This is a genomic window from Acinetobacter tjernbergiae DSM 14971 = CIP 107465 (assembly GCF_000374425.1).
GTDB lineage: Bacteria > Pseudomonadota > Gammaproteobacteria > Pseudomonadales > Moraxellaceae > Acinetobacter > Acinetobacter tjernbergiae.
On sequence record NZ_KB894359.1, the window covers coordinates 103,899 to 126,668 of the forward strand.

22 protein-coding genes are annotated in these 22,770 nt (G+C 38.6%); 13 read left to right on the forward strand and 9 right to left on the reverse strand.

Translation table 11 applies throughout. The annotated features are described in order from the left end of the window. The first annotated feature begins 194 nt into the window (after positions 1 to 194). The 12 genes from cyoA (at position 195) to alr (ending at position 12,017) form a co-directional block, all read left to right on the forward strand. Positions 195 to 1,247 (forward strand): ubiquinol oxidase subunit II, encoded by a 1,053-nt coding sequence (gene cyoA, locus C502_RS0106980; protein ID WP_018678114.1) that lies wholly within the window; start codon positions 195 to 197, stop codon positions 1,245 to 1,247. Positions 1,248 to 1,250: 3 nt separating this feature from the next. Further along, positions 1,251 to 3,242, forward strand: a complete 1,992-nt coding sequence (cyoB, locus tag C502_RS0106985) for a cytochrome o ubiquinol oxidase subunit I (protein WP_018678115.1) — start codon at positions 1,251 to 1,253, stop codon at positions 3,240 to 3,242. Between the two features lie 4 nt (positions 3,243 to 3,246). Further along, positions 3,247 to 3,867 carry a cytochrome o ubiquinol oxidase subunit III gene (gene cyoC / locus C502_RS0106990; protein ID WP_018678116.1) on the forward strand — a complete coding sequence of 207 codons (621 nt, stop codon included), beginning with the start codon at positions 3,247 to 3,249 and terminating at the stop codon, positions 3,865 to 3,867. After that, entirely contained in the window at positions 3,867 to 4,196 is a 330-nt protein-coding gene (locus C502_RS0106995) for a cytochrome o ubiquinol oxidase subunit IV (protein WP_018678117.1), read from the forward strand. Before cyoC ends, C502_RS0106995 begins: the two co-directional genes overlap by 1 nt. Before the next feature lie 10 nt (positions 4,197 to 4,206). Further along, entirely contained in the window at positions 4,207 to 5,085 is an 879-nt protein-coding gene (gene cyoE, locus C502_RS0107000; RefSeq protein WP_018678118.1) for a heme o synthase, read from the forward strand. 87 nt (positions 5,086 to 5,172) lie between these two features. Beyond that, on the forward strand, positions 5,173 to 7,284 hold the full coding sequence (locus C502_RS0107005) for a hypothetical protein (RefSeq protein ID WP_023274540.1): 2,112 nt from the start codon (positions 5,173 to 5,175) through the stop codon (positions 7,282 to 7,284). Between the two features lie 6 nt (positions 7,285 to 7,290). After that, entirely contained in the window at positions 7,291 to 8,028 is a 738-nt protein-coding gene (locus C502_RS0107010) for a DUF3142 domain-containing protein (RefSeq protein ID WP_018678120.1), read from the forward strand. Between the two features lie 128 nt (positions 8,029 to 8,156). Beyond that, positions 8,157 to 8,540 (forward strand): 30S ribosomal protein S6, encoded by a 384-nt coding sequence (gene rpsF / locus C502_RS0107015; RefSeq protein ID WP_018678121.1) that lies wholly within the window; start codon positions 8,157 to 8,159, stop codon positions 8,538 to 8,540. An 11-nt stretch (positions 8,541 to 8,551) separates the two neighbouring features. Further along, on the forward strand, positions 8,552 to 8,779 hold the full coding sequence (gene rpsR / locus C502_RS0107020; protein ID WP_004648825.1) for a 30S ribosomal protein S18: 228 nt from the start codon (positions 8,552 to 8,554) through the stop codon (positions 8,777 to 8,779). Positions 8,780 to 8,791: 12 nt separating this feature from the next. After that, positions 8,792 to 9,238 (forward strand): 50S ribosomal protein L9, encoded by a 447-nt coding sequence (rplI, locus tag C502_RS0107025; RefSeq protein ID WP_018678122.1) that lies wholly within the window; start codon positions 8,792 to 8,794, stop codon positions 9,236 to 9,238. A gap of 182 nt (positions 9,239 to 9,420) precedes the next feature. Then, positions 9,421 to 10,866: a replicative DNA helicase gene (dnaB, locus tag C502_RS0107030; RefSeq protein WP_018678123.1), complete on the forward strand. Its 1,446-nt coding sequence runs from the start codon at positions 9,421 to 9,423 to the stop codon at positions 10,864 to 10,866. A gap of 80 nt (positions 10,867 to 10,946) precedes the next feature. After that, the gene (gene alr, locus C502_RS0107035) at positions 10,947 to 12,017 is read left to right on the forward strand and encodes an alanine racemase (RefSeq protein ID WP_018678124.1); all 1,071 of its coding nucleotides are present in this window, start codon (positions 10,947 to 10,949) and stop codon (positions 12,015 to 12,017) included. A gap of 47 nt (positions 12,018 to 12,064) precedes the next feature. On the opposite strand, the gene C502_RS0107040 is transcribed toward alr, so the two are convergent. The 4 genes from C502_RS0107040 to C502_RS0107055 all read right to left on the reverse strand — a co-directional run bounded on the left by C502_RS0107040 (position 12,065) and on the right by C502_RS0107055 (position 15,830). Then, positions 12,065 to 12,799, reverse strand: a complete 735-nt coding sequence (locus C502_RS0107040) for a proteasome-type protease (RefSeq protein ID WP_018678125.1) — start codon at positions 12,797 to 12,799, stop codon at positions 12,065 to 12,067. Between the two features lie 16 nt (positions 12,800 to 12,815). Further along, entirely contained in the window at positions 12,816 to 13,595 is a 780-nt protein-coding gene (locus C502_RS0107045) for a transglutaminase family protein (protein WP_018678126.1), read from the reverse strand. After that, the gene (locus C502_RS0107050; protein WP_018678127.1) at positions 13,592 to 14,194 is read right to left on the reverse strand and encodes an alpha-E domain-containing protein; all 603 of its coding nucleotides are present in this window, start codon (positions 14,192 to 14,194) and stop codon (positions 13,592 to 13,594) included. Before C502_RS0107050 ends, C502_RS0107045 begins: the two co-directional genes overlap by 4 nt. 85 nt (positions 14,195 to 14,279) lie before the next feature. Continuing rightward, on the reverse strand, positions 14,280 to 15,830 hold the full coding sequence (locus tag C502_RS0107055; protein WP_018678128.1) for a circularly permuted type 2 ATP-grasp protein: 1,551 nt from the start codon (positions 15,828 to 15,830) through the stop codon (positions 14,280 to 14,282). A gap of 212 nt (positions 15,831 to 16,042) precedes the next feature. Here C502_RS0107055 and C502_RS19360 point away from each other — a divergent pair, with 212 nt between their 5' ends. Then, the gene (locus C502_RS19360; protein WP_018678129.1) at positions 16,043 to 17,053 is read left to right on the forward strand and encodes a helix-turn-helix transcriptional regulator; all 1,011 of its coding nucleotides are present in this window, start codon (positions 16,043 to 16,045) and stop codon (positions 17,051 to 17,053) included. Between the two features lie 372 nt (positions 17,054 to 17,425). Here the strand turns inward: C502_RS19360 and C502_RS0107065 are convergent, their stop codons facing one another. From C502_RS0107065 to C502_RS0107085, 5 genes are all read right to left on the reverse strand, one after another. Then, the gene (locus C502_RS0107065) at positions 17,426 to 18,745 is read right to left on the reverse strand and encodes an adenylosuccinate synthase (RefSeq protein ID WP_018678130.1); all 1,320 of its coding nucleotides are present in this window, start codon (positions 18,743 to 18,745) and stop codon (positions 17,426 to 17,428) included. A gap of 57 nt (positions 18,746 to 18,802) precedes the next feature. Next, a complete protein-coding gene (locus tag C502_RS0107070) occupies positions 18,803 to 19,969 on the reverse strand; it encodes an ATP phosphoribosyltransferase regulatory subunit (RefSeq protein ID WP_018678131.1) in 1,167 nt (388 codons plus the stop codon). 204 nt (positions 19,970 to 20,173) lie between these two features. Continuing rightward, the gene (locus C502_RS0107075; RefSeq protein ID WP_018678132.1) at positions 20,174 to 21,235 is read right to left on the reverse strand and encodes a hypothetical protein; all 1,062 of its coding nucleotides are present in this window, start codon (positions 21,233 to 21,235) and stop codon (positions 20,174 to 20,176) included. Between the two features lie 92 nt (positions 21,236 to 21,327). Then, positions 21,328 to 21,639 (reverse strand): hypothetical protein, encoded by a 312-nt coding sequence (locus C502_RS0107080; RefSeq protein WP_018678133.1) that lies wholly within the window; start codon positions 21,637 to 21,639, stop codon positions 21,328 to 21,330. A 30-nt stretch (positions 21,640 to 21,669) separates the two neighbouring features. Then, on the reverse strand, positions 21,670 to 22,695 hold the full coding sequence (locus tag C502_RS0107085) for a type I glyceraldehyde-3-phosphate dehydrogenase (protein WP_018678134.1): 1,026 nt from the start codon (positions 22,693 to 22,695) through the stop codon (positions 21,670 to 21,672). Positions 22,696 to 22,770: the final 75 nt, after the last annotated feature.

Below are 22,770 nucleotides of genomic sequence, written 5' to 3' on the forward strand. Positions count from 1 at the left end.
TCGGGTTTTAAAACAAGTATTTCTGACCTTGTTAGATGTAGCTTAGTTTTTCAATATGAGGCATAATGCCCGACAACGTAGCGGTGTCGCATGATTGCTAAGCATTTCACAAAAAATTCTTATCAATCATGCGACACTTTAATCGCTATCCCATAATTTAATTAGGGAATGGGACTCTTCACCGAGGTTGTAAAATGAGACAAACGATTTTAGCTGTATTGTCTTTATCAACGATGGCTGCACTCTTGACTGGGTGTGGTGGTGATATGGTACTTCTAAACAATAAAGGTCCAGTAGGTCAAGGTCAAAGTGACCTGATGATGACTGCGATCTATCTAATGCTTTTGGTGGTGATTCCATCAATCGTTATGGCATTATGGTTTGGTTGGCAATATCGCGCATCGAATAAAGATGCAGACTATAAACCTACTTGGGCACACTCTACGACAATTGAGATCGTTGTTTGGGGTGTTCCTGTCATTATTATTGGTATTTTAGCTTGGTTAACTTGGTGGGGTTCCCACAAGTACGACCCTTACCGTCCGTTAGAATCAGATAAAGCACCATTAACTATTCAAGCTGTCGCTGAACAGTTTAAATGGATTTTTATCTATCCTGAGCAAAACATTGCAACGGTAAACGAAGTACGCTTCCCAGAAAAAACGCCTATAAGCTTCAAGATTACGTCTAACTTCACGATGAACTCGTTCTTCATCCCACAGTTAGGTGGTCAAATCTATGCAATGGCGGGTATGCAAACTCACCTTCACTTATTAGCAGATGAACCAGGTATTTTCCGTGGTTTCTCAGCAAACTATTCAGGTTATGGTTTCTCTCAGATGCGCTTTAAAGCACATAGCGTGACTGAACCAGAGTTTGTGAAATGGGTAGAAGCTGTGAAAGCTGGTAATGGTACAAGTATCAATGCAGAAGCAATTCAAAAAGGTACACTTGACCAAGCTGAGTTAGCGACGCTTAAAGATGGTGACCGTTCTAAGCATCAGATTGAGCATTTAGTGAATCGTGCTAAAGCTGCTGGTGATGAAGAAGCACTTGCTAAAGCTGAAGCGATGAAACCGTTCCCGACTAAGCCACACCCTGTGACTTATTACTCTTCAGTTGAGCCAAAATTGTTTGAAACAATTATTAACCGCTATATGAGTAACTATCACGGTGTTGACCACTCTGCTGGACATGCAACAGCAGAAACTCATGCTGCGGCTGAACACGCTGCTCAAGGGGAATAAGACATGGATATGATTTTTGGCAAATTAGGTTGGGATTCTATCCCAACAGAGCCGATTGTACTCGTTACCATGGTCATGATGGCTCTTGGTGGCATTGCTGTTTTTGGTGGTATTACCTATTTCAAAAAATGGGGATACCTATGGAATGAATGGTTTACATCTGTAGACCATAAAAAGATTGGTATCATGTATATCATCGTATCTGTGGTCATGCTTCTGCGTGGTTTCGCCGATGCAATCATGATGCGTCTACAACTTTTCCTCGCGAAAGGCGGCGGCGAAGGTTACTTACACCCTGACCACTACGATCAGATCTTCACCGCACACGGTGTAATTATGATCTTCTTCGTGGCAATGGGTCTCGTTGTAGGTATGATGAACATCTCTGTACCTTTACAGATTGGTGCACGTGACGTTGCGTTCCCATTATTAAACTCTTTAAGTTTCTGGTTATTCGCTGGTGCTGCTGGTTTGATGATGATTTCATTAGTATTAGGTGAATTTGCTGCGACTGGTTGGATGGCTTACCCTCCTCTCTCTGGCATTCAATATTCTCCTGGTGTTGGTGTTGACTACTATATCTGGGCACTTCAGGTTTCTGGTCTTGGTACGCTTTTATCTGGTGTTAACTTCTTTGTTACCATCATTAAAATGCGTGCGCCTGGCATGAAATTAATGGATATGCCAATCTTTACGTGGACTTCACTTTGTACGGCTGTATTAATCATTGCATCATTCCCTGTATTAACAGGTACACTTGCAATGCTTACTTTAGACCGTTACTTCGGCTTCCATTTCTTCACCAATGAGCTTGGCGGTAGCCCAATGCTTTATGTGAACTTGATTTGGACATGGGGTCACCCTGAAGTATATATCTTAGTATTACCAGCATTTGGTCTATACTCAGAAATCGTTGCAACCTTCTCTCGTAAAGCGTTGTTCGGTTACAAGTCTATGGTGTATGCAACGATTGCGATTACTGTTCTTGCGTTCGTTGTATGGCTTCACCACTTCTTCACCATGGGTGCTGGTGCGAACGTTAACGCGTTCTTCGGTATCATGACCATGGTTATTGCGATTCCTACAGGTGTGAAAATCTTCTCTTGGTTATTCACAATGTATAAAGGTCGCATTACTTTCACGACTCCAATGTTATGGACGCTTGGCTTCCTGATCACATTTGGTATCGGTGGTTTAACTGGTGTATTAATGGCGGTTCCACCTGCGGACTTCCTCGTACACAACTCACTCTTCTTGATCGCTCACTTCCATAACGTAATTATCGGTGGTGTGGTGTTTGGTATGTTTGCCGGCATCATCTTCTACTGGCCGAAAATGTTTGGTTGGAAACTCAATGAAGCATGGGGTAAAGCTGCGTTCTGGTTCTGGTTCTTCGGTTTCTATTTTGCATTCATGCCACTTTATATCCTTGGTTTCATGGGTATGACACGTCGTTTGAATACATATGACAACCCTGAATGGGATCCATACTTAGCGATCGCATTATTTGGTGCTGTTCTTGTTGCAATCGGTATTGCATGTTTCCTAATGCAAATTATCGTTGGTTTCTTACAACGCAAGGACAACATGGATTACACAGGTGATCCATGGGATAGCCGTACCATTGAATGGGCAACGTCATCTCCTGCTCCATTCTATAACTTTGCACATGTACCAGATGCTAGCGGTGTTGACCGTTTCTGGACTGACAAAGAAAATGGTGTAGCATACGCACGTAATACCAAATATGAAGACATCCACATGCCGACTGATCGTGCTGCTGGTTTTGTCATTGCAATGTTTATTACTGTATTGGGCTTTGCACTCATTTGGCATATTTGGTGGCTTGTTGTCGTTTCATTCGTTTCTGCTGTTGTTAGCTTGATCGTAAGCTCATTCACGAAGAATGTTGATTATTATGTTCCTGCTGCTGAAGTTGAGCGTATTGAAAACGAACGCTATGCTTTACTTGAAAAACACTTGAAGAAGGACTAAGGAAATGGCTGAAGTACTTCATCACGACAACCACGGTCATGACGGTCATCACGAACATGATGATACCGACTTAACGGTCTTTGGTTTTTGGACTTACTTGATGAGTGACTTGATTCTTTTCGGATCACTCTTCATCGCGTTCGCTGTATTAAGCAGTCATATTCCGCCAGGTACTCCAAGTGCAAAAGACTTATTCAGTGAATCATTGGGTTATGTATTAGGTGAAACCTTTGCCCTTTTGATCTCTTCTGTAACGTTTGGCTTTGCAGTGCTTGCATCTTATAAAAAGAATGTGAATCAAGTGATTACTTGGTTATTTATCACATTCCTTTTCGGTGCAACCTTCATCGGTATGGAAATCAATGAGTTCCATCACCTTGTACATGAAGGTCATGGTCCAACGCATAGTGCATTCTTATCATCATTCTTTACTTTGGTTGGTACACACGGTATTCACGTAACCTCTGGTTTAGTGTGGATGTTGGTATTGATGTACCAAATCAAAAAGAATGGTTTGACATTAGCGAATACACGTCGTCTTGCTTGCTTAAGCTTGTTCTGGCACTTCCTTGACATCGTTTGGATCTGTGTATTCAGCGTCGTTTACTTACTGGGAGTTCTCTAATGAGTGGTCATGACCATAATGCTGCAGGTGCATCACACGGTAACTTCAAGCAATACACTGTTGGATTTATTCTATCTGTTATCCTCACCATCATCCCATTCGGGATGGTGATGGCTGGTGGTTTTAGCCGTGGCATCTTAGTTGCTGTTATTGCAATCGCTGCCGTTGCTCAGGTCATTGTACAACTTGTGTATTTCTTACACATGAATACATCATCTGAACAGCGTTGGAACCTTATTGCATTTATCTACACAATTTTATGTATCGCTGTACTTCTAGTCGGCTCTGTGTGGATTATGAATTACCTACACTACAACATGATGATCTAAACTGATTGTCATGTGGAAAAAGTACTTATTCCTGACTAAACCAGGAATTCTCTTCGGTAATTTTATTACCACCTTGGGCGGCTTCTTTTTAGCCGCTCAAGGCTCTATAGACGTCCTCTTATTACTACTTACATTAATTGGAACAACTTTTGTGGTTGCTTCTGGTTGTGTAGTGAATAATGTAATTGATCAAGACATCGATCAAAAAATGCAACGCACTATGAACCGTGCTCTTGTTAAGAAAACGATCTCCCCTACGATTGCGATGTGCTATGCATTTATATTAGGTGTGATTGGTTTTAGTATGCTTTGGTTCTATGTCAATGCATATGCATTTTTATTCGCTGTGATTGGTTTTGTCGTCTATGTCGGTTTTTATAGTTTGTGGACTAAACGTACCACGATCCATCAAACCGTGATTGGTAGTATTTCTGGAGCGAGTCCTCCTGTTATTGGTTATACGGCTGTCAGTGGTCAATTCGATGTCGCTGCTCTCCTTATTTTTGTTGCATATGCTCTATGGCAAATGCCGCACTCATGGGCGATCGCGATTTACCGTTTTGATGACTACAAAAATGCAGGCGTGCCTATTTTACCTGTAGCGCGTTCTATTCTTAGAACCAAAATCGAATCACTGATTTATGTGGTTCTATTTACCGTTGCAATGAATGCTTTATATGTATATGGATACACCAATCTTATTTTCTTGGTGATCTGCAATGCCCTTTGCATTTATTGGTTCTACATTGGTATTTTAGGATTTAAAGCTGAGGATGATCAGCTTTGGGCAAAACGCTTTTTCCTATTTTCAGTAATTTTAATTACTGTGATTAGTTTAAGCCTTAGCTTCACATTCAAAAGTCCTGCACCATTCCTCCCTATTTTTTAAAAAGATAGAGACATCTCTGTCTTTTTATTCCCCTCTCCACTTGTTATCATTTCGCGCAATAAAAACATTTCATCCTTTATTGCCTAAATGAAACGACATAACAAATTTATCTTAAAATCCATTTTTTATTCTTGCATTTCACTGGCTGTTTATCATAGTCCAATGACCTATGCTGGCGTAGAGCAATTTTGCGAACCCAATTTTGCAATCAATGACAAGCATCTCAATGGTTGTAGTAATCTTCCTATATTGTATCCCTCAAATGATAGCCAAACCAATATCACATTGCTGCTCAGTGACTTAGGGCTTGCAACTATCAAACCGATGACAGCAGATAAGAATTTATGGGATGCTGTTTATGGTACTGTACCTTTTGATGCATCTAACTTGTCATTTCTGACTCAAAACAAAGCCCCAAACCAAAGGAAATTCTTAGAACAGACTGAAACTATCTTTGATGAACGTTGCTCAACTTTCAGCTCGGGCAATCTTACTTTTATAACGCAAGTTCAAAATAATAAAGCGATTCCAAATCTCGAAAAACAAATTTTGATTCATGAACGCAAGAAAATGAATCAGTGTGGTGACAAAATTGAATTGATTGCGATTGATCCAAATTGGTCAACAACAACACGCCAGTATGCTTCTTATTTAAATGCGAGCATTCTGTTTTATAATAGCAATTATTCTGCTGCGACCAAAATTTATACTGTTTTAACCACAGTTGAAGATGCGTGGCTAAAAGAAACTTCGCAGTATATGTTAATTCGAACATCACTCAATTCAGCCTATGCAACTGGTGTAGATCAATATGGTGATGTTTATTTAGACAATATTAACCAAAATTTACTCAAACAATTTTTGGATAATATCACCACTTACCTAAAAGCCTATCCAAATGGGCAATACGTTGCGAGTGCGCGTGGTTTTATGCGTCGTGGTTTTTGGCTTTCAAAACGCCAAGATTTATTAGTCAATGAAATTGTCTGGCAAATCAAAAATCCGGCATCAAAATTTTATAATTTGGAAATGAGTGAACTTCCCGCCGAAATTGACCGTCGAGTGTTCGAGAGTACATCTTTTGATCTTAAAAACTTAAAAGACCCATTTTTCTTGGCAATTTACGATTTGATGTATATGCGTGAATCAAGTTCAGAAAATTATCATCCAATATCATGGGCGCAACTGAATAAACAAAAAGAACTATTCAAAACCCAGCCTGAACTATTTCAATATTTACAAGCTGCTCACTTATTTTTTGTTCAAAATAAAGCTCAAGAAGCTCAAAATTACTTACCTAAAGCAAATGCTAAAAATAGTAGTTATTTGCAGTTAAGCCAGACTTTTTTAAAAGGACAAATTTTAGAAAAAATTGAACTACAACAAAATGCTGAACACTATTGGCGTCAGCAACTTACACAAGCCAAAGATAGTTATCAGCATGGTTTATTTGAAACGGCTCTATCTAATCATTTGGCGACTAAACAAGATTATTCAGCCTTTATTGGAAAAAAAGCTCAAATCACTCAAGCAAATCTACAAAGAAATTTTATTACTCAAATCGCAAATACAGACAGTTTACAAAAAATTATTCAATCCGATCAAAGCAACATGGATCAGAAACAAGCTGCTACTTATACCCTTTTAAGTAAAAGCTTGGCACATCAACAGTTTAAATTATTCAAACAAAGTTATGCTTTTATGCCTAAAGATGCAGCGCAATATAAAGGTTATAACAGTGACAATGAACAATTCAAAAACAAACCTGATTTTTCAAATTTCATTTGGAATGGAGCAAACATTACACCACAACTAAAATGCTCAAATTTAGAAACTTTGGTCAGCCAATTGGCTCAGACACCTAAAGATTTATTCTTAAATGTCTGCTTAGGAGAATATTTCCGCAGTGCGGAAGGCTATTCATTACAGCAGCTTTCTTATAGCGAACAACAAACATCAAGTTTTGATGGCAAAGTCTTTATTCGCGGTCAAATTTATCAAGACCTCATAAAATCGCCTAGTAAAGGTGATTTACAAGCTTATGCACTTTATCGGGCAATTCAATGTTACGCACCCAGTGGCATTAATGATTGTGGTGGTGCTGAAGTAAGCAAAACAATACGAAAGCAGTGGTTTGATCAAATGAAGAGAGATTATCCAAATACCAGTTGGGCGAAATCACTCAAGTATTATTGGTAATTAACAATGTTGAAGTCGCTTAAAACAATCATCTATGTTCTCTTTGTTTTTGGCCTGAATGCCTGCCAACCAACACAATCAGCGACTTCAACAATTGATGCGAAGAATTTCGATTCTTTTTGGATTTGGGGTGAGATTCAATCTGCACCTTATCTAAGTAAAGCCAAAGAACTTTATATTTTACAAGGTGAAATTCGCTATTCAAAACAACGGCGGAGTTCAATACTAACACCACAAGGTGTTTCTATCCTCAAATTACCTCATCAAAAAATCTGGTTAGTCTTTAGAACTCATCATCTAGACTGGAATGAACAAAATTACCAAGCTGTTTTCAAGCGTTTAGAACATTGGAATAATCACGGAAATCAAGTTCAAGGAATTCAAATCGACTTCGACAGCCGAACCAATAATTTAAAAGAATATGCCCTATTTCTAGAAAAGTTGAGGAAAGAACTTCCTGCTCATTATCAACTGAGTATTACAGGATTATTGGACTGGACCAATTTCAAGGATCAAAATACACTGAATATTTTGAAAAACAATATTGATGAACTCGTGATTCAAACCTATCAAGGTACAAACACGATTCCGAATTATCCCGAATATTTAAAGCATGTTTCAGCCATGCAATTGCCTTACAAAATAGGTTTTGTGCAACATGGGTTAAGACAAAATAACGCAAACGATTTTGATGACCCTAATTTTAAAGGCTATGTAGTCTTTTTAGTTCGTTCAAAAACATGAATTAGCTTGCGATTTAGGTGAAAGATGTCTAAAATCGCAGCTTCGCAATTTGCGACATAACTTTTTAGTTATGACTCCTTGCTTCTAACTTTTGAGTTAGGGGCTGCTTAAACCGTAAGGAGCTGACAATGCGTCACTACGAAATCGTACTACTGGTACATCCAGACCAAAGCGATCAAGTTGTAGGTATGGTTGAACGCTATATCTCTCAGATCAAAGAAGCTGAAGGTCAAATTCACCGTTTAGAAGATTGGGGCCGCCGCCAATTGGCTTACCCAATTAACAAAATTCACAAGGCACACTACATTCTTATGAATGTTGAATGTGGTCAAACGACTCTTGATGAATTAGAAGAATTGTTCCGTTATAACGATGCAATTATTCGTAATATCATTATCCGTCGTGAACATGCAATTACTGAAGAATCTTTACTTGCTAAAAGTGCTGAAGAAAAACGTGCGCGTAAAGCTCAACGTGAAGAAGCACAACACGCAATTCAAGAAGCTGAATAAGGAGAACATCAATGGCACGTTTTTACCGTCGTCGCAAGTTCTGCCGCTTTACAGCTGAGAAAGTTGCATATATCGACTACAAAGATATCGACACTCTAAAACAGTACATCACTGAAAACGGCAAGATTGTTCCTAGCCGTATTACAGGTACTAAAGCTCGTTATCAACGTCAATTAGCGTTAGCTATTAAACAAGCTCGCTATTTGTCTTTGATTCCGTACACTGACAACCATAAGTAAGTGAGGTGAGCTGTGGACGTTATCTTATTACAACGCATTAAGAATCTTGGTAAATTAGGCGACAAAGTAGCAGTTAAAGCTGGTTACGGTCGTAACTTTTTGATTCCTCAAGGTAAAGCAGTAGCTGCTACTGAAGCAAATACTTCAGCTTTTGAAGCTCGTCGTGCTGAACTTGAGAAACAAGAAGCTGATATTTTAGCTGCTGCAAATGCACGTGCTGAACAATTGAACGAAGTTAATATCGTTATTACTGCAAAAGCTGGTGATGAAGGTAAACTTTTCGGTTCTATCGGTACTCGTGACATCGCAGATGCTTTAACTAATGCTGGTCTTGTTGTAGACCGTGCAGAAGTTCGTTTACCAAACGGTGCGCTTCGTCACACTGGTGAATTCAACATCGCAATCCAATTGCATCATGATGTTGTTGCAGACGTTCTCGTTACTATCGTATCTGAGTAATTTTTGCAAAGAAAAGGGCATGTTTTTACATGCTCTTTTTTTATGCCTAAAATTTTATATCTTTAGTACACTCTACTTTTCCACCAATTAAACAATTTTCTTCCAATTAAATTCTCCTGTCTGCGTCCATTTGGATTAAGATAGTCAGTCGTTACAGTTTCATCTTTTTATTAGGTCTTGTTATGTCACAGGCGAATGCCAATTTTACGAAAAATTCTCCAAACACAGAGAGTAAAGTGAGTGACTCAGGTCAGTTAAAAGAGTTTCGTACCCCACCGCATAACCTTGCGATTGAGCAAGCTGTACTCGCGGCATTAATGACGGTTGCCGAATCATTTGAACAAGTCGGTGATTTACTCAAAGAAAATGATTTTTATGCAACTCGCCATAAATATATTTACCGTGCAGTTGAGAAACTCGCTCAAGAAAACTCACCCTACGATGCTGTACTCGTCAATGACTGGCTACTCAAACAAAATTTGCTAGATGCAATTGGTGGTGAAGAATATTTAATGCAACTCATGGCAGACTCACCCTCAAGTTTTTACAATCTTGAAACCTATGCCAACAAAATCAAAGAATTTTCAACACTGCGTAGCATGATCAAAGTAAGCAGTGATATTTTACAAAATGCTTATGACACCAAGGGTCGCCCTGTCAGTGAAATTCTAGATTTAGCTGAAACCCAGATTTTTTCGCTTGCAGAACAACACAATAATAATAAAAAGGACTCAGGTCCAAAATCGATTAGCTCTGTCACTGCCGATGTAATTTCTAAACTCGATGAACTTTCTAAACTAGACGGCAATATCACAGGTTTAACCACAGGCTTTTTGGAACTCGATAATAAAACCTCAGGTATGCAAGCTGGGGATTTGATTATTGTTGCAGCCCGTCCATCAATGGGTAAAACCACCTTTGCAATGAACTTAGTTGAAAGTGTGCTGCAATACAACCGCTTACCTGCTCTTGTATTCTCGATGGAGATGCCAGCAGACTCGATTGCGATGCGTTTGATCTCAGCAATGGGTAAAGTTCATCAAGGACATTTGCGTTCAGGTAATCTCGATGCAGATGAATGGACAAAAGTCACAGGAACTATTCTTCAATTGCAAGAAATGCACCTCTATATCGATGATTCCTCTGCCCTGCCACCAACCGAACTTCGCGCGCGTGCGCGACGTATTGCCAAAATGCATGATGGCAAAATCGGCTGTATTATGGTCGACTACTTGCAGTTGATGAAAGTCCCAGGTATGGGCGACAACCGTGTCGGTGAGATTTCAGAAATCTCTCGGAGCTTAAAAGCACTGGCGAAAGAAATGATGTGCCCTGTGATTGCACTCTCTCAGCTTAACCGTAGTTTGGAGAACCGACCAAATAAACGTCCTGTGATGTCAGACTTACGTGAATCAGGTGCAATCGAACAGGATGCTGACTTAATCATGTTTATTTACCGTGATGAAGTCTATAACAAAGAGTCTAAAGAAGCAGGCACAGCTGAGATTATTATCGGTAAACAACGTAATGGTCCAATTGGTTCAGTTCGTCTTGCCTTTGAAGGTCAATACACTCGTTTTAGTAACCTCTCTCCTGAGTTCTATGCTCAATATGACAATGACGAATAATCCTTTACGAAGCTATAGCCGCTTCTCATCCCTCTTTTTCAAAGAGGGGCTTTCTACTAAATCCTAAAGGAGACATTAGGGTGCGCCAAGCAACAGTTTATATTGACAGTGATGCACTACAATATAATTTAAATCGTGTTAAACAACTTGCTCCACATTCAAAAATTGTCAGTATGGTCAAAGCCAATGCCTATGGACACGGAGTTAAAGACTGTTTAGCCGCCTTGGATGCAACAGATGCCTTTGGTGTCGCCAGTTTAGAAGAAGCTTTGGAGATCAGGCAACTCGGATATATTCAGCCAATCACCTTGATTGAGGGCGTATTTTCAGAAGATGAAATGCAGCAAGTGATTGAACACAAACTCGAATGTATTGTTCATCACAATCAACAAGTTGAATGGTTGATTCAGCAGCAACAAGCTTATAATGCTTTGGGCTTAAAAGTTTGGGTAAAACTGAATAGCGGTATGAATCGTTTGGGCTTTAAAGTTACTGAAATTATTGATGTCATTCAACGTTTAAAAGCAGAAGGTTTTACCTGCGTACTCGCCATGCATTTTGCCAATGCAGATGCCGATCACCCTCTGAATGAACAACAAAAACAACAATTTCTACACGTCAAACAAGCATGTGACCCTATCTTAGCATCATGCTGTAACTCTGCTGCGATCTACAAATATCCTGAATTACATTTTGATTTTGTACGTCCTGGGATTATGCTCTACGGGGCAAGCCCATTTGCAGATCGAAATGTACATGAACTTGATTTGAAACCTGTGATGACCTTGAGTGCAGAAATCATTGCACTCAATCAGATCCAACAAGGTGAATATGTCGGTTATGGCTCTAGCTATACGGCTTCATGCACATCAAATATTGCAATTGTTTCAATTGGTTATGGTGATGGTTATCCTCGTGCCTATGTAAAACCCAATTTTGTCGCGATTGATCAACAGCTTGTTGCTGTCGTTGGGCGTGTCAGCATGGACATGATTGCAATTGATGTAACACATATAAATACTGACATAGGAACTCCAGTTGAACTATGGGGTAAACATCGCTTAGTCGATGATGTCGCTGCTGCAAATGGAACGATTAGTTATGAATTATTATGCCGATTAAGCAATCGACCGATAAGAACACTCATTTAAAACAGACAAAAAAATCCAAGCCATTGCTTGGATTTTTTATCGGATCATTACAACCCATAATCAGCAGTAGGTTTCGGTAATTCCTGTAAGCCACGGCGCAAGGTTTCTGACCATTGCTTACTAATCTGAGTAAAATACGGATCATCTTCTCTAATCCGCTTACCTTCTGGAATTTTAAAACTATCTTTATGATATACCAATGCATCTAAAGGCAAACCAACTGAAACATTGGAACGTAATGTCGAGTCAAAAGAGATCAATGTGCAACGTAATGCATCATCTAAAGGCATGCTATAGTGCAAAGCACGATCTAAAATTGGTTTACCATATTTACTTTCACCAATCTGAAAATAAGGCGTATCGGTGGTTGCACAAATAAAATTGCCTTGAGGATAAACATTATAGAGTTGCATTGCCTCACCTTGGATCTGCCCACCGACCAAGATACTGCACGAATAATTCATTTGTTCCTGCGTATCTGTTGTAATATCCTCAAGCACTTTACGCAACGTTTTGCCAACCAATTCGGCAACTTCAAACATTGTATTTGCGCTATATAAATTTGGCTCTTGGTGCAATGCCAAAGCATTTTGTAGATGACCAATCACGGCTTGTGTCGTTGCTAAATTACCTGCTGTTTGTAGCGCAATAAAACGCTCACCTTCAACCCCAAAGGTATGCAGTTTACGAAATACAGAAATATGATCGACCCCTGCATTAGTTCGAGTATCACTAATCAATACCAAACCTTGCTCTAATCTTAATGCACAACAATAGGTCATCTTTTTCTCTTTACCTTCAACAAGCCAAAACTTGAACTACAGACATCATACTTTCCACTCCTCCTTGTTCACGAATACCTCGAATTGGCGCAACATCTAAATAATCACGACCAACTGCAACATAAATATGATTTTTCGGAGTAAATATCTGATTACTTACATCAAAACAATACCACTCATTTTCCACAAATACCTCTGCCCATGCATGACTGGCAAGGTGGGGCTGATTTTCATCATAGATATAGCCAGAGACATAGCGAGCTGGTAATTGTAGCGCACGACACATGGCAATTAATATATGTGCATGATCTTGGCAAACACCCTGCCCAGCATAAAATGCATCAATTGCAGAAGTTGTAACCGATGTACTCTCAGATTGATACTGAACCTGCTGTAAAATTTTTTCAGATAAACGTACTAAATGCTTGCGATCTTTTACTTTTACAACTGCCTGTGCAAAGTCAAACATCGTTAAATCACAAGATGTTATTGCTGTGCGCTGTAAAAAAATCATTGGAGAAACATTAATGTCTACATAACCAAGTTCTGTTGCATGTAAATCAATCACACCTTGCGCCATAATGGTCAAATAACGATATTCATGTCGCTGCGTTGCAGTAATCCATAGATTATTAAATGCATCTCGCTGACATGAATATTGTCCTGGTACACTAATATGCCAATTTTCAATATTTTGATGCATAGAACTCTGTGGCATCATTTTAATTGACTGCACACTGTTTCGCGCTACCTGTGTATAACGATAGTGCGTTTGGTGATTCACCATGAGTCTCATGAGAATGCCTCAAATTGGTTTTCCAATTTATACGTGAATGCATAAAACTGATTTAAATACGGTTGATCTTTTAAGATTTCCCAACTTGCTTGCAAATCATGCCATCCCAATTCAAATAACCGCCCAATAATTGGGTCAATCGAATCTATGGTATGGTCAATATTATGCTGAAATCTAAAATAAGTATCGATTTGCTCGACACATTGCCCAACATGGAAAAATAAGAAAATATCGTCTTGCTCTGCTTTTATAATAGCGCAGCACTTTTCTATAACCCCCTGAATTGCCTCTCCGTCAGATACCGCATTTTTAATTATATAATTCAGTTCAGCATACGCCTGAGCGCTCAATAAACCGCGTAATTCTTGGATATTATCTCGCGCAATCTCAAGCTGACTTAACAAAGAATAAGGTTGTTGTTGATCCAACATAAACTGATTTAGACTTTCAGCATCATCAATATGCAAGCAAAGTGCTTGAGCAAAGCGAGTTGCTTGCTCATCATCACAAAATGGTAAATAACTCGCAACATGACCAATTCTGAATAAATAACGACCTAACCAGTAAATATGATGAGCGCTTGAACTAAGTAAAACCATAAATGTCCTCCCTTATAGATGATCAAATCCTCCAAAGCACCGCACTAAGCCAAGTACTTTGGATTAAAACGTTGAAGGAAAATGCTCAAGAACGTAATGTTTCCACGACCCATGTATCTTTAATCCCACCACCCTGAGAAGAATTAACCACCAAGGAACCCGCTTGCATCGCCACACGAGTCAAACCACCCGGCACAATCTCAGTACGGTAAGGAGAACTCAAAACGAATGGACGTAAATCAATATGTCGCTCAGCAACCCCTTCAGACGTTAATGTTGGTGCAACCGAAAGCGCTAAAGTGGGCTGCGCAATATATAAGTGTGGTGTTTCAATAATTTTTTGTCTAAATAGTTCAATTTGTTGCTGATCTGCTTGCGGCCCAATCAACATGCCATAACCACCCGAACCTTGAGCTTCTTTAACCACTAATTTTTCTAAATTATGAAGGACATAATCCAATTGTTCTTGGTCACGACATTGATATGTCGGCACATTATTTAAGATTGCCATCTCACCCAAATAAAACTGGATCATCTGATCAACATAAGGATAAATTGATTTATCGTCAGCAACACCTGTACCCGGTGCATTTGCAATCACAACATTTTTTTGCAAATAAGCCGACATCAACCCTGCCACACCTAATGTGCTATCAGGTCTAAAAGTCAACGGATCAAGGAAATCATCATCCACACGGCGATAAATCACATCAACTTGCTGACGACCACGAATTGTTTTGACAAAGACTCGATCATTCTCAACAAATAAATCTCGACTCGTGACCAATGGCACATCCATTTCACGCGCTAAAAATGAATGTTCATAATAAGCACTGTTAAAACGACCCGGTGTTAATACCACAATAAGTGGCTTATCCACATAAGCATTCTCTTCTAAAATTGCTCTTAATAAAGTTGGATATTGTTCAATACCTTGCAAATTATTGCTTGTGCATAAATCTGGCATTAATTTTTGGCTGATCTTACGACTCTCAATCATATAAGAGACGCCTGACGGTGTTCTTAAATTGTCTTCAAGTACAAAGAAATCACCTTGACCATCTCGAATAATGTCAATGCCGCTAATTTGTGAATAAACTTTCCCTTTAAGATGATGCTTTAACATATGTGGTTGAAATGCTTCATGCGCAATCACCTGCTGTGCAGGAATAAGTCCTTCTTTTAAAATATTTTGCCCATGATAAATATCATCTAAAAATAAATTCAGTGCTTTCACACGTTGCGCACAGCCTGATGAGATTTTTTCCCATTGTTTCTTTTCAATCACTCTTGGAATAAGATCATAGGGAATCGTTCGCTCAGCACCCTCTTGATCGCCATAAACATTGAACGTAATTCCTTGATAAAGGAAATGTTGCTTGGCTTGAACACCTAATGACCGTAATTCATCGAGACTACGAAGACTCAACCATTGTTCAATTTTTTTCGAGGCTTCTGCATTAAAACTTTTATCATCTAACATTTCATTGAAAAATTCAGATTTAAGCTGCTCAAATAAATTTGGATTGACGTTGAGCTGTGGAATAAATGTAGACGAATGGACTGATACTGCTGCCGTTTGCTCTTGAGTATAATAATCCGCACTGACATGTAGGCTGTGTTCTTGTTCTGACATAGGAACCTCGTCTCATCATTTATTTATATTTCAAATAAGCAATTTCAATGCCACTTATATAAAACGATTATTTTTTCATCAGAATTAAGATCATTCAATAAATCGATGCTTGTTTCAGTCGTAAATACGTAATCTCAAGATGATGTACTTGCTAAATAGTGCTAGTTTTTTTATTGTGTTTGCTCTAGACCATTGAATTACGTATTACGCTTATGTCATCCGTACAAGAAAAAGAAACTTCCAATAGCCTTTATCGCCAATGGCAAATTTTATCGCGCCTTTCTACTGGTAAATGGATGGGAACACGCGAATTACAAGAGACTTTGCAGCGTGAAGGGATTGAAATCAGCCTACGAACCATTCAAAGGGATTTAAATCAAATTGCATTGCGCTTTCCAATTGAAAGCAATAAAACTGTACCGCAAGGTTGGCGCTGGCGTTCAGATGCACCGATTCAAAGCTTGCCACATATGACCAGTTCTCAAGCCGTCACTTTTATGATGGTTGAAGAGCATTTACGGCATTTGCTCCCGCCGAGTTTACTTGAGGAAATGACACCGTGGTTTGATCTCGCAAAACGCAGTTTATCCACCCAAAACAATGTCAGACAATGGATTAACCGAGTTCGTATCGTTCCTGCAACGCAACCCTTAATTCCACCTATGGTCGATAAGCACGCTCAACAAGCAATTTATGAAGGCTTATTACAAGACAAACAAATTGAATGTATTTATCGAGCAAGAACCCATCAAGGTGAAGATAAAACTTATATTTTGAATCCTTTAGCCTTGGTTCAAAAAGGTGCAGTAATTTATTTGATCTGTACTCGTAATGATAAAACTGAAGTACAAACATTTGCTTTGCACCGCTTTAAAGCAGCAACCGTACTCGATAGCCGTGCTTTACACCCTGTTAATTTTGACATTGATAACTATATTGAATCTGGTGCGCTTGGTTTCCGTGTGGATTACAACAAACCGACTGAACAGATTCAACTCAAATTGACGATGACAGAAAATACAGCAAAAAGTTTTTATGAAAGCCAGTTAAGTAAAGACCAAACGATCACACCTTTAGAAGAAAATATCGTTGAAGTATCAGCTACAGTTCCTTTTACCTCTCAACTGGTTTGGTGGTTAAGAAGTTTTGGTAAGAAACTCCTCAATATTGAACCTGCTGCTGTTTATAATGCAGTGAGAGAAGTTGAAGAAAATACCCAATAAAAAAGAGAACATTTTCAGTTCTCTTAAATTTTTTATCACTTTTATATTTAGGTTTAGGGTTTGTTCTTATTATCTTAAACATGTTCAAACCAATTTCGCTCCTCGCCCGATCAAAATTGGTTTGTACCTTTTTCATCACTTTGGATTGAACTAACATCGGCATGCTAATTCATATCCATTGTAGCGAATTCTTTTTTTCGTCATATTTGAAGCCCTCTTTTTTGAACGTAAAACTAATATAACGAGGATTTTTTAAGCTGTGAAATAATAAAGATTGGAATAGAAAGCTGATTTTTTGCTAGGTATTTTAAATATCTAAATCTATAAAATAAAAAAGCTCCCATCAGGGAGCCTTCAATCATCTAAATCAGCTTATGCTGAAAATGGATGACGTAACACGATTGTTTCTGCACGGTCTGGACCTGTTGAAACGATGTCAATTGGGCATTCAATTAACTGTTCAAGGCGTTTCACATAAGCCAATGCGTTTGCAGGAAGTTGATCAATTTGAGTCAAACCAACAGTTGATTCGCTCCAACCTGGCATTGATTCATAAATCGGCTTTAAGCTTTCAAATGAAATTGCATCAGAAGAACCTGCACAGCCTGAATCAACATCTTCATAACCCACACAGATTTTAATGTCTTCTAAACCATCTAATACATCAAGTTTAGTCAAGCAAATACCTGATAATGAGTTCACTTCAACTGAACGACGTAAGATTTCAGCATCGAACCAACCACAACGACGTTGGCGACCTGTAGATGCACCAAATTCGTGACCCACAGTACCTAAATGACGACCAATCGCATCACCCGTATCTGTAGCAGCATCGTAATGTAACTCAGTTGGGAATGGACCTGCACCAACACGTGTTGTATATGCTTTCGTAATACCCAATACATAATCTAAATGTAATGGCCCCATACCTGAACCAGAGCTCACGCCACCAGCAGTGGTATTTGAACTTGTTACAAATGGGTAAGTACCATGATCGATGTCTAGCAATGAACCTTGCGCACCCTCAAACATGATTGACTTACCTTCTTTACGGTAATCATGTAACACTTTAGTTACATCAATCACTAATGGAGCAAGCACTTCACGCCATTCATTACAAAGCGCCAGTACGTCTTCAAACTTAACTTCATCAACACCGTAGAATTGAGAAAGTTGGAAGTTATGAAGCTCTAACATTTCCTGAAGTTTTTCTTCAAGTAATGCGCCACCACGAATTAAATCTGCTACACGTACAGCACGACGCGCAACTTTATCTTCATACGCTGGACCAATACCGCGACCTGTTGTACCAATTTTGGCATTACCACGTTTTTTCTCACGTGCTTGGTCAAGTGCAATATGGTTTGGCAAAATTAATGGGCAGTTTGGTGAAATACGTAGACGTTCTTTAACAGGTACGCCTTCCGCTTCTAAAATTGCCATTTCTTTGATTAATGCTTCAGGAGAAAGAACAACACCATTCCCGATTAAGCACAATACGTTTTCACGCAAAATACCCGATGGAATGAGGTGTAATACAGTCTTCTTACCACCGACCACAAGCGTATGACCTGCGTTATGTCCACCTTGATAGCGTACGACCGCAGCCGCTTGATCTGTGAGCAGGTCGACGATCTTACCTTTACCTTCGTCGCCCCATTGGGTACCAAGTACCACAACATTTTTGCCCATAATAGCCTCATTACATCATGCTGTTAAAATTGGAAACCAAGTTTTTAAACTTAGCGATTAAATCTTTTCAATCACCCATTGTCCGTTTTGCAATACCATTTGATGGGTTGCATACGGTACCGAGCTTAAATCATCATGACCTAACAATTGCACCACACGTAAACCTTGAATACGTGCATCTGCAATTGCATTTAATAAATCTTGATGATTGCCTTTAGGAGCAACAATCGTTTCAATTTCTACAAACTGTGTTGCGCCTAAAGCATATAAATCACAACTAAATCCTGTTGCTGGACGCGCACGACCAAAATGCTCGCCAATACCATCATAACGTCCACCTTGAGCAAGTGGCGCAGCACGATTCGGTGCATAGATGGCATACATCAAACCTGTATGATAGTGGTAACTGCGTAGCTCTACGACATCTACACCAATATTCAAATTTGACCAACGCGATTGAATCTCAGCTAATGTTGTTTTCAATGCTTCAAACGCATTCTTAAAATCAACATCATTTAAAATATCTTGGCTTAAATGTGTTTGTAAGGCATTCAAGTCACTTGCATAACGACCTAAAGCATAAAAGTCAGCACCCATTGCTAAATCTTGAGTAAATTCTTCCAACTCTGGCAATGCTTTACGCTGATATAAATCAGAAAGTTGATCTTCTGTATTTTTATTGAGACCAGCACATTTGACTAAACTTCTGAATAAACCAACATGCCCTAAATCGAGGTGAACACCTTGCAAGCTATCCGTTTGCTTTAACAAACCAAGCATGACATCAATCATTTCAACATCAGCTTCGATGCTGTCATGGCCATATAGCTCTGCACCCAACTGTAGCGGCGCACGTGTTGCATTAAAGTTCTGCGGTTTTGTATGCAGGACTGTACCTGCATAGCAATAACGCGCAATACCTTCGATCGGACGAACATGTGCATCAATACGAGCAACTTGTGGTGTCATGTCTGCTCGTACACCAAGCAAACGACCAGAAAGTTGATCAATCACTTTAAATGTGACCAAGTCTAAATCTTGATTTGATTCTGAAAGTGAAGATAACGATTCGATGTATTCAATAAACGGTGTATATACTAATTGATAACCTCGAACAGCGAGGAAATCTAAAGCTTCCCGTCGCAAAGTTTCAACGACTTGCGCTTGTTCGGGCAATACATCTGCTACCCCATCAGGGAGCAACCATGTCTCTGAAATGGTCATGTTCCAAACCTAAAATCTGTTCAATGTGGAGGCATCCACACAAAAAGCAACCACATAAAAAAATCGGGTGAATGCCCGATTCAGCGTAGTGTAGCATGAAGATTTACATGATGCACCTGAGAATTTGAATAAAAACTGCTTATTCCACCTTATAAAAAATAAACAGCTTTTATATGATTAACTAAGAATTTCAATAGATTATTACTATGAATTTGGCTCAAAAATCCAAGTTCGCATCCCAAAGAACTGCCCAATACCTGAACTATCCCCTTGTTTCCAATTGATCAGATTTAACTTTTTTACAGCATTAATTGCTGTTGAATTATATGCAAAGCAACTTTTTTTAAGATTGGCAATTTCCATTTTTTGCTGATGTACAAATAAATTCTTAATCGAATTTTCAGGATCAGAAGCTTGAAGAAGATGGTTTTGCTCATAAGCTAAATTTTTATCTACATCCCACAAAGTACTTGGAATAAATTGAATGTTGGCAGCCTGATCTTCACTATTTCCAAGCTCACTTTGTGTTTCGCCGGTTTCTAAATTCTCTAAAGAAATTAAGTTATAGCTATGCCATTGAGTATCTAAAAGCTTGAAGTACTTTTTATCTTCATCCAAGTTGTTGTAAATAGAAAGAATTTGCTGTTTCTGTTCCTTAAATGATGGAAAAGAATTAAATGTGGGGAAAAATTCAATATAAGGCTGATTCCATTGTGTTTGCTTTAGCCGATAACAAATGCTTCCATTTGGAAAAACTGAATTTTTATAATGTTGATTAAAGGTAATGAGTTCTTTATTAAAATGATCATCCATCTTATTGAAATCAATATTATCACGATAGCCTGGCAACACACGATCAAATATATTTTCCCCACCTAAATTTACTAGTTCAAAATTTAGATTCTGCTTAAGTTCAGGTAGACGTTCATATGTCCAAACCGTAGGTGAAGCTCTCTTTACAATATTTGTTTGTGGCGTATTTATTTCAAAAACCTTCTGCTCAGTCAGAATACTTTCATCTAATGGTGCATTACGCGATTTTGTAAAGTTAATTTCATTATTTTTTATAGAATACTTAGTGATTTCAAAAGACTCGGGAATATAACCCTCGGATATAATTGGTTTTTGATAATATATTTGATAGATTACTTCATCACTCTCAGAACTCTTTGCTTGCGAATTCCCCCCACCTCCACCACAAGCAGTTAAGAGTAATCCAGAAAATAAAACAAAGCATCCTGTTATCTTTTTTGAAATAGTGTCCATATAATCCTGATACATTTATAAATTATTAAGCATCTCGAATCATAACAAAGTGATTTATTAAACCAAACAATAAATTATAAGATTTTAAATTATTATTTTTTAGCGTTATTTTTAACAACAATTTCCAAAACATTCACCAACTCAGCGTTCTGCTTTTCTAAAGCTGAAATATTTGAAATCGTTTTATCTAAAACCTCTTGTTGAACATGCATTTTTTTAGCCATATCTTGCATGATCTCCAATCCTTTTTTTAAATGTAATTCTAAGTGAATTACTTTCTCTTCCAATTGAAGAACCTGTTCAGTACTTTGAACCAAATTACTACTTTTAAACTGAAACCAAAACAAGAAAGCAATAGCAACTGCAAGCAATATAATAAAACTCCAAATCAATATTAATGTCATTTTTTATCCCCAAATAAATTTTATAAAGAATTAATCACAAAATGACTCACACAAATCTAAAAGGCGATTTGCATAACCCCATTCATTATCGTACCATGCAAAAACCTTAGCTTGATGCCCAACCACCATGGTTTGTGTCAAATCAACAATTAAAGAATAGGGTGAATGATTAAAATCACTAGAGACTAGATCCTCATTCGTTACTTGCATAATTTGCGCATAATCAAGTTGTGCAGCTTGGCTCAATACCTGATTAATTTTATGCACGGTAATGGCTGAATGCGAAACAAAACTCAAATCAATTGCTGCGACATTAATGGTTGGAACACGAATGGAATAACCATCAATTCGACCTTCCATTTTTGGCATGACTTGTTTTAATGCCCCTAATGCACTCGAAGTTGTTGGAATAATATTTTGTCCTGAAGCACGGGCACGACGTAAATCTCGGTGTGCATGATCTAAAACGGATTGATCTGCTGTGACCGCATGAATTTCTGTCATTAAAGCAGTATCAATTCCAAAAGCATCATCAATAATTTTGACCAACGGAACCAAGGCCTGTGTAGTACAAGACACACTCGAAATAATTTGATCAGTTACTTTCACATCATTGTGATTAACACCATAGACAATCGCAGCATCGACCGAATCAAAAGGTGCAGCCCCAATAATGACCCGCTTTGCTCCAGCTTCAACATGGCGAGTTGCATCGGTTCTAGAGCGGAATAAACCTGTACACTCAAGTACCACATCAATCTCTAAATCTGCCCAAGAGAGCAATTCAGGTTGTGCTTGCTTAAAGACTTGTAATCTTAACTGTCGTTGATTGGACTGAATATTTAAAAATATCTGTTCATTTTCAATCTGAATTTCAACTTGACCTGCAAAACGTCCATGGGTGGTGTCGTATTTAAACAAATGCACCAAAGTTTGCACGTCTGCAATGTCGTTGATTGCGACGATCTCAAACTGAAATTGCTTTGGACTCTCAAACCACGCACGTAATACATTTCGACCAATTCGACCAAATCCATTGATAGCGATACGTTGCATGCAGAGCCCTTATTCATCAAAACATCATCTTTTCTATGCTATATGGTAAAACATGAACAGCACTATTGAATATAG

Excerpts from the sequence above, each read along its gene's own strand:
- cyoA (WP_018678114.1), top strand. The coding sequence starts at position 195 with ATGAGACAAACGATTTTAGCTGTATTGTCTTTATCAACGATGGCTGCA.
- cyoB (WP_018678115.1), top strand. The coding sequence starts at position 1,251 with ATGGATATGATTTTTGGCAAATTAGGTTGGGATTCTATCCCAACAGAG.
- cyoC (WP_018678116.1), top strand. The coding sequence starts at position 3,247 with ATGGCTGAAGTACTTCATCACGACAACCACGGTCATGACGGTCATCAC.
- C502_RS0106995 (WP_018678117.1), top strand. The coding sequence starts at position 3,867 with ATGAGTGGTCATGACCATAATGCTGCAGGTGCATCACACGGTAACTTC.
- cyoE (WP_018678118.1), top strand. The coding sequence starts at position 4,207 with ATGTGGAAAAAGTACTTATTCCTGACTAAACCAGGAATTCTCTTCGGT.
- C502_RS0107005 (WP_023274540.1), top strand. The coding sequence starts at position 5,173 with ATGAAACGACATAACAAATTTATCTTAAAATCCATTTTTTATTCTTGC.
- C502_RS0107010 (WP_018678120.1), top strand. The coding sequence starts at position 7,291 with ATGTTGAAGTCGCTTAAAACAATCATCTATGTTCTCTTTGTTTTTGGC.
- rpsF (WP_018678121.1), top strand. The coding sequence starts at position 8,157 with ATGCGTCACTACGAAATCGTACTACTGGTACATCCAGACCAAAGCGAT.
- rpsR (WP_004648825.1), top strand. The coding sequence starts at position 8,552 with ATGGCACGTTTTTACCGTCGTCGCAAGTTCTGCCGCTTTACAGCTGAG.
- dnaB (WP_018678123.1), top strand. The coding sequence starts at position 9,421 with ATGTCACAGGCGAATGCCAATTTTACGAAAAATTCTCCAAACACAGAG.
- C502_RS0107040 (WP_018678125.1), bottom strand. The coding sequence starts at position 12,799 with ATGACCTATTGTTGTGCATTAAGATTAGAGCAAGGTTTGGTATTGATT.
- C502_RS0107045 (WP_018678126.1), bottom strand. The coding sequence starts at position 13,595 with ATGAGACTCATGGTGAATCACCAAACGCACTATCGTTATACACAGGTA.
- C502_RS0107050 (WP_018678127.1), bottom strand. The coding sequence starts at position 14,194 with ATGGTTTTACTTAGTTCAAGCGCTCATCATATTTACTGGTTAGGTCGT.
- C502_RS0107055 (WP_018678128.1), bottom strand. The coding sequence starts at position 15,830 with ATGTCAGAACAAGAACACAGCCTACATGTCAGTGCGGATTATTATACT.
- C502_RS19360 (WP_018678129.1), top strand. The coding sequence starts at position 16,043 with ATGTCATCCGTACAAGAAAAAGAAACTTCCAATAGCCTTTATCGCCAA.
- C502_RS0107065 (WP_018678130.1), bottom strand. The coding sequence starts at position 18,745 with ATGGGCAAAAATGTTGTGGTACTTGGTACCCAATGGGGCGACGAAGGT.
- C502_RS0107070 (WP_018678131.1), bottom strand. The coding sequence starts at position 19,969 with ATGACCATTTCAGAGACATGGTTGCTCCCTGATGGGGTAGCAGATGTA.
- C502_RS0107075 (WP_018678132.1), bottom strand. The coding sequence starts at position 21,235 with ATGGACACTATTTCAAAAAAGATAACAGGATGCTTTGTTTTATTTTCT.
- C502_RS0107080 (WP_018678133.1), bottom strand. The coding sequence starts at position 21,639 with ATGACATTAATATTGATTTGGAGTTTTATTATATTGCTTGCAGTTGCT.
- C502_RS0107085 (WP_018678134.1), bottom strand. The coding sequence starts at position 22,695 with ATGCAACGTATCGCTATCAATGGATTTGGTCGAATTGGTCGAAATGTA.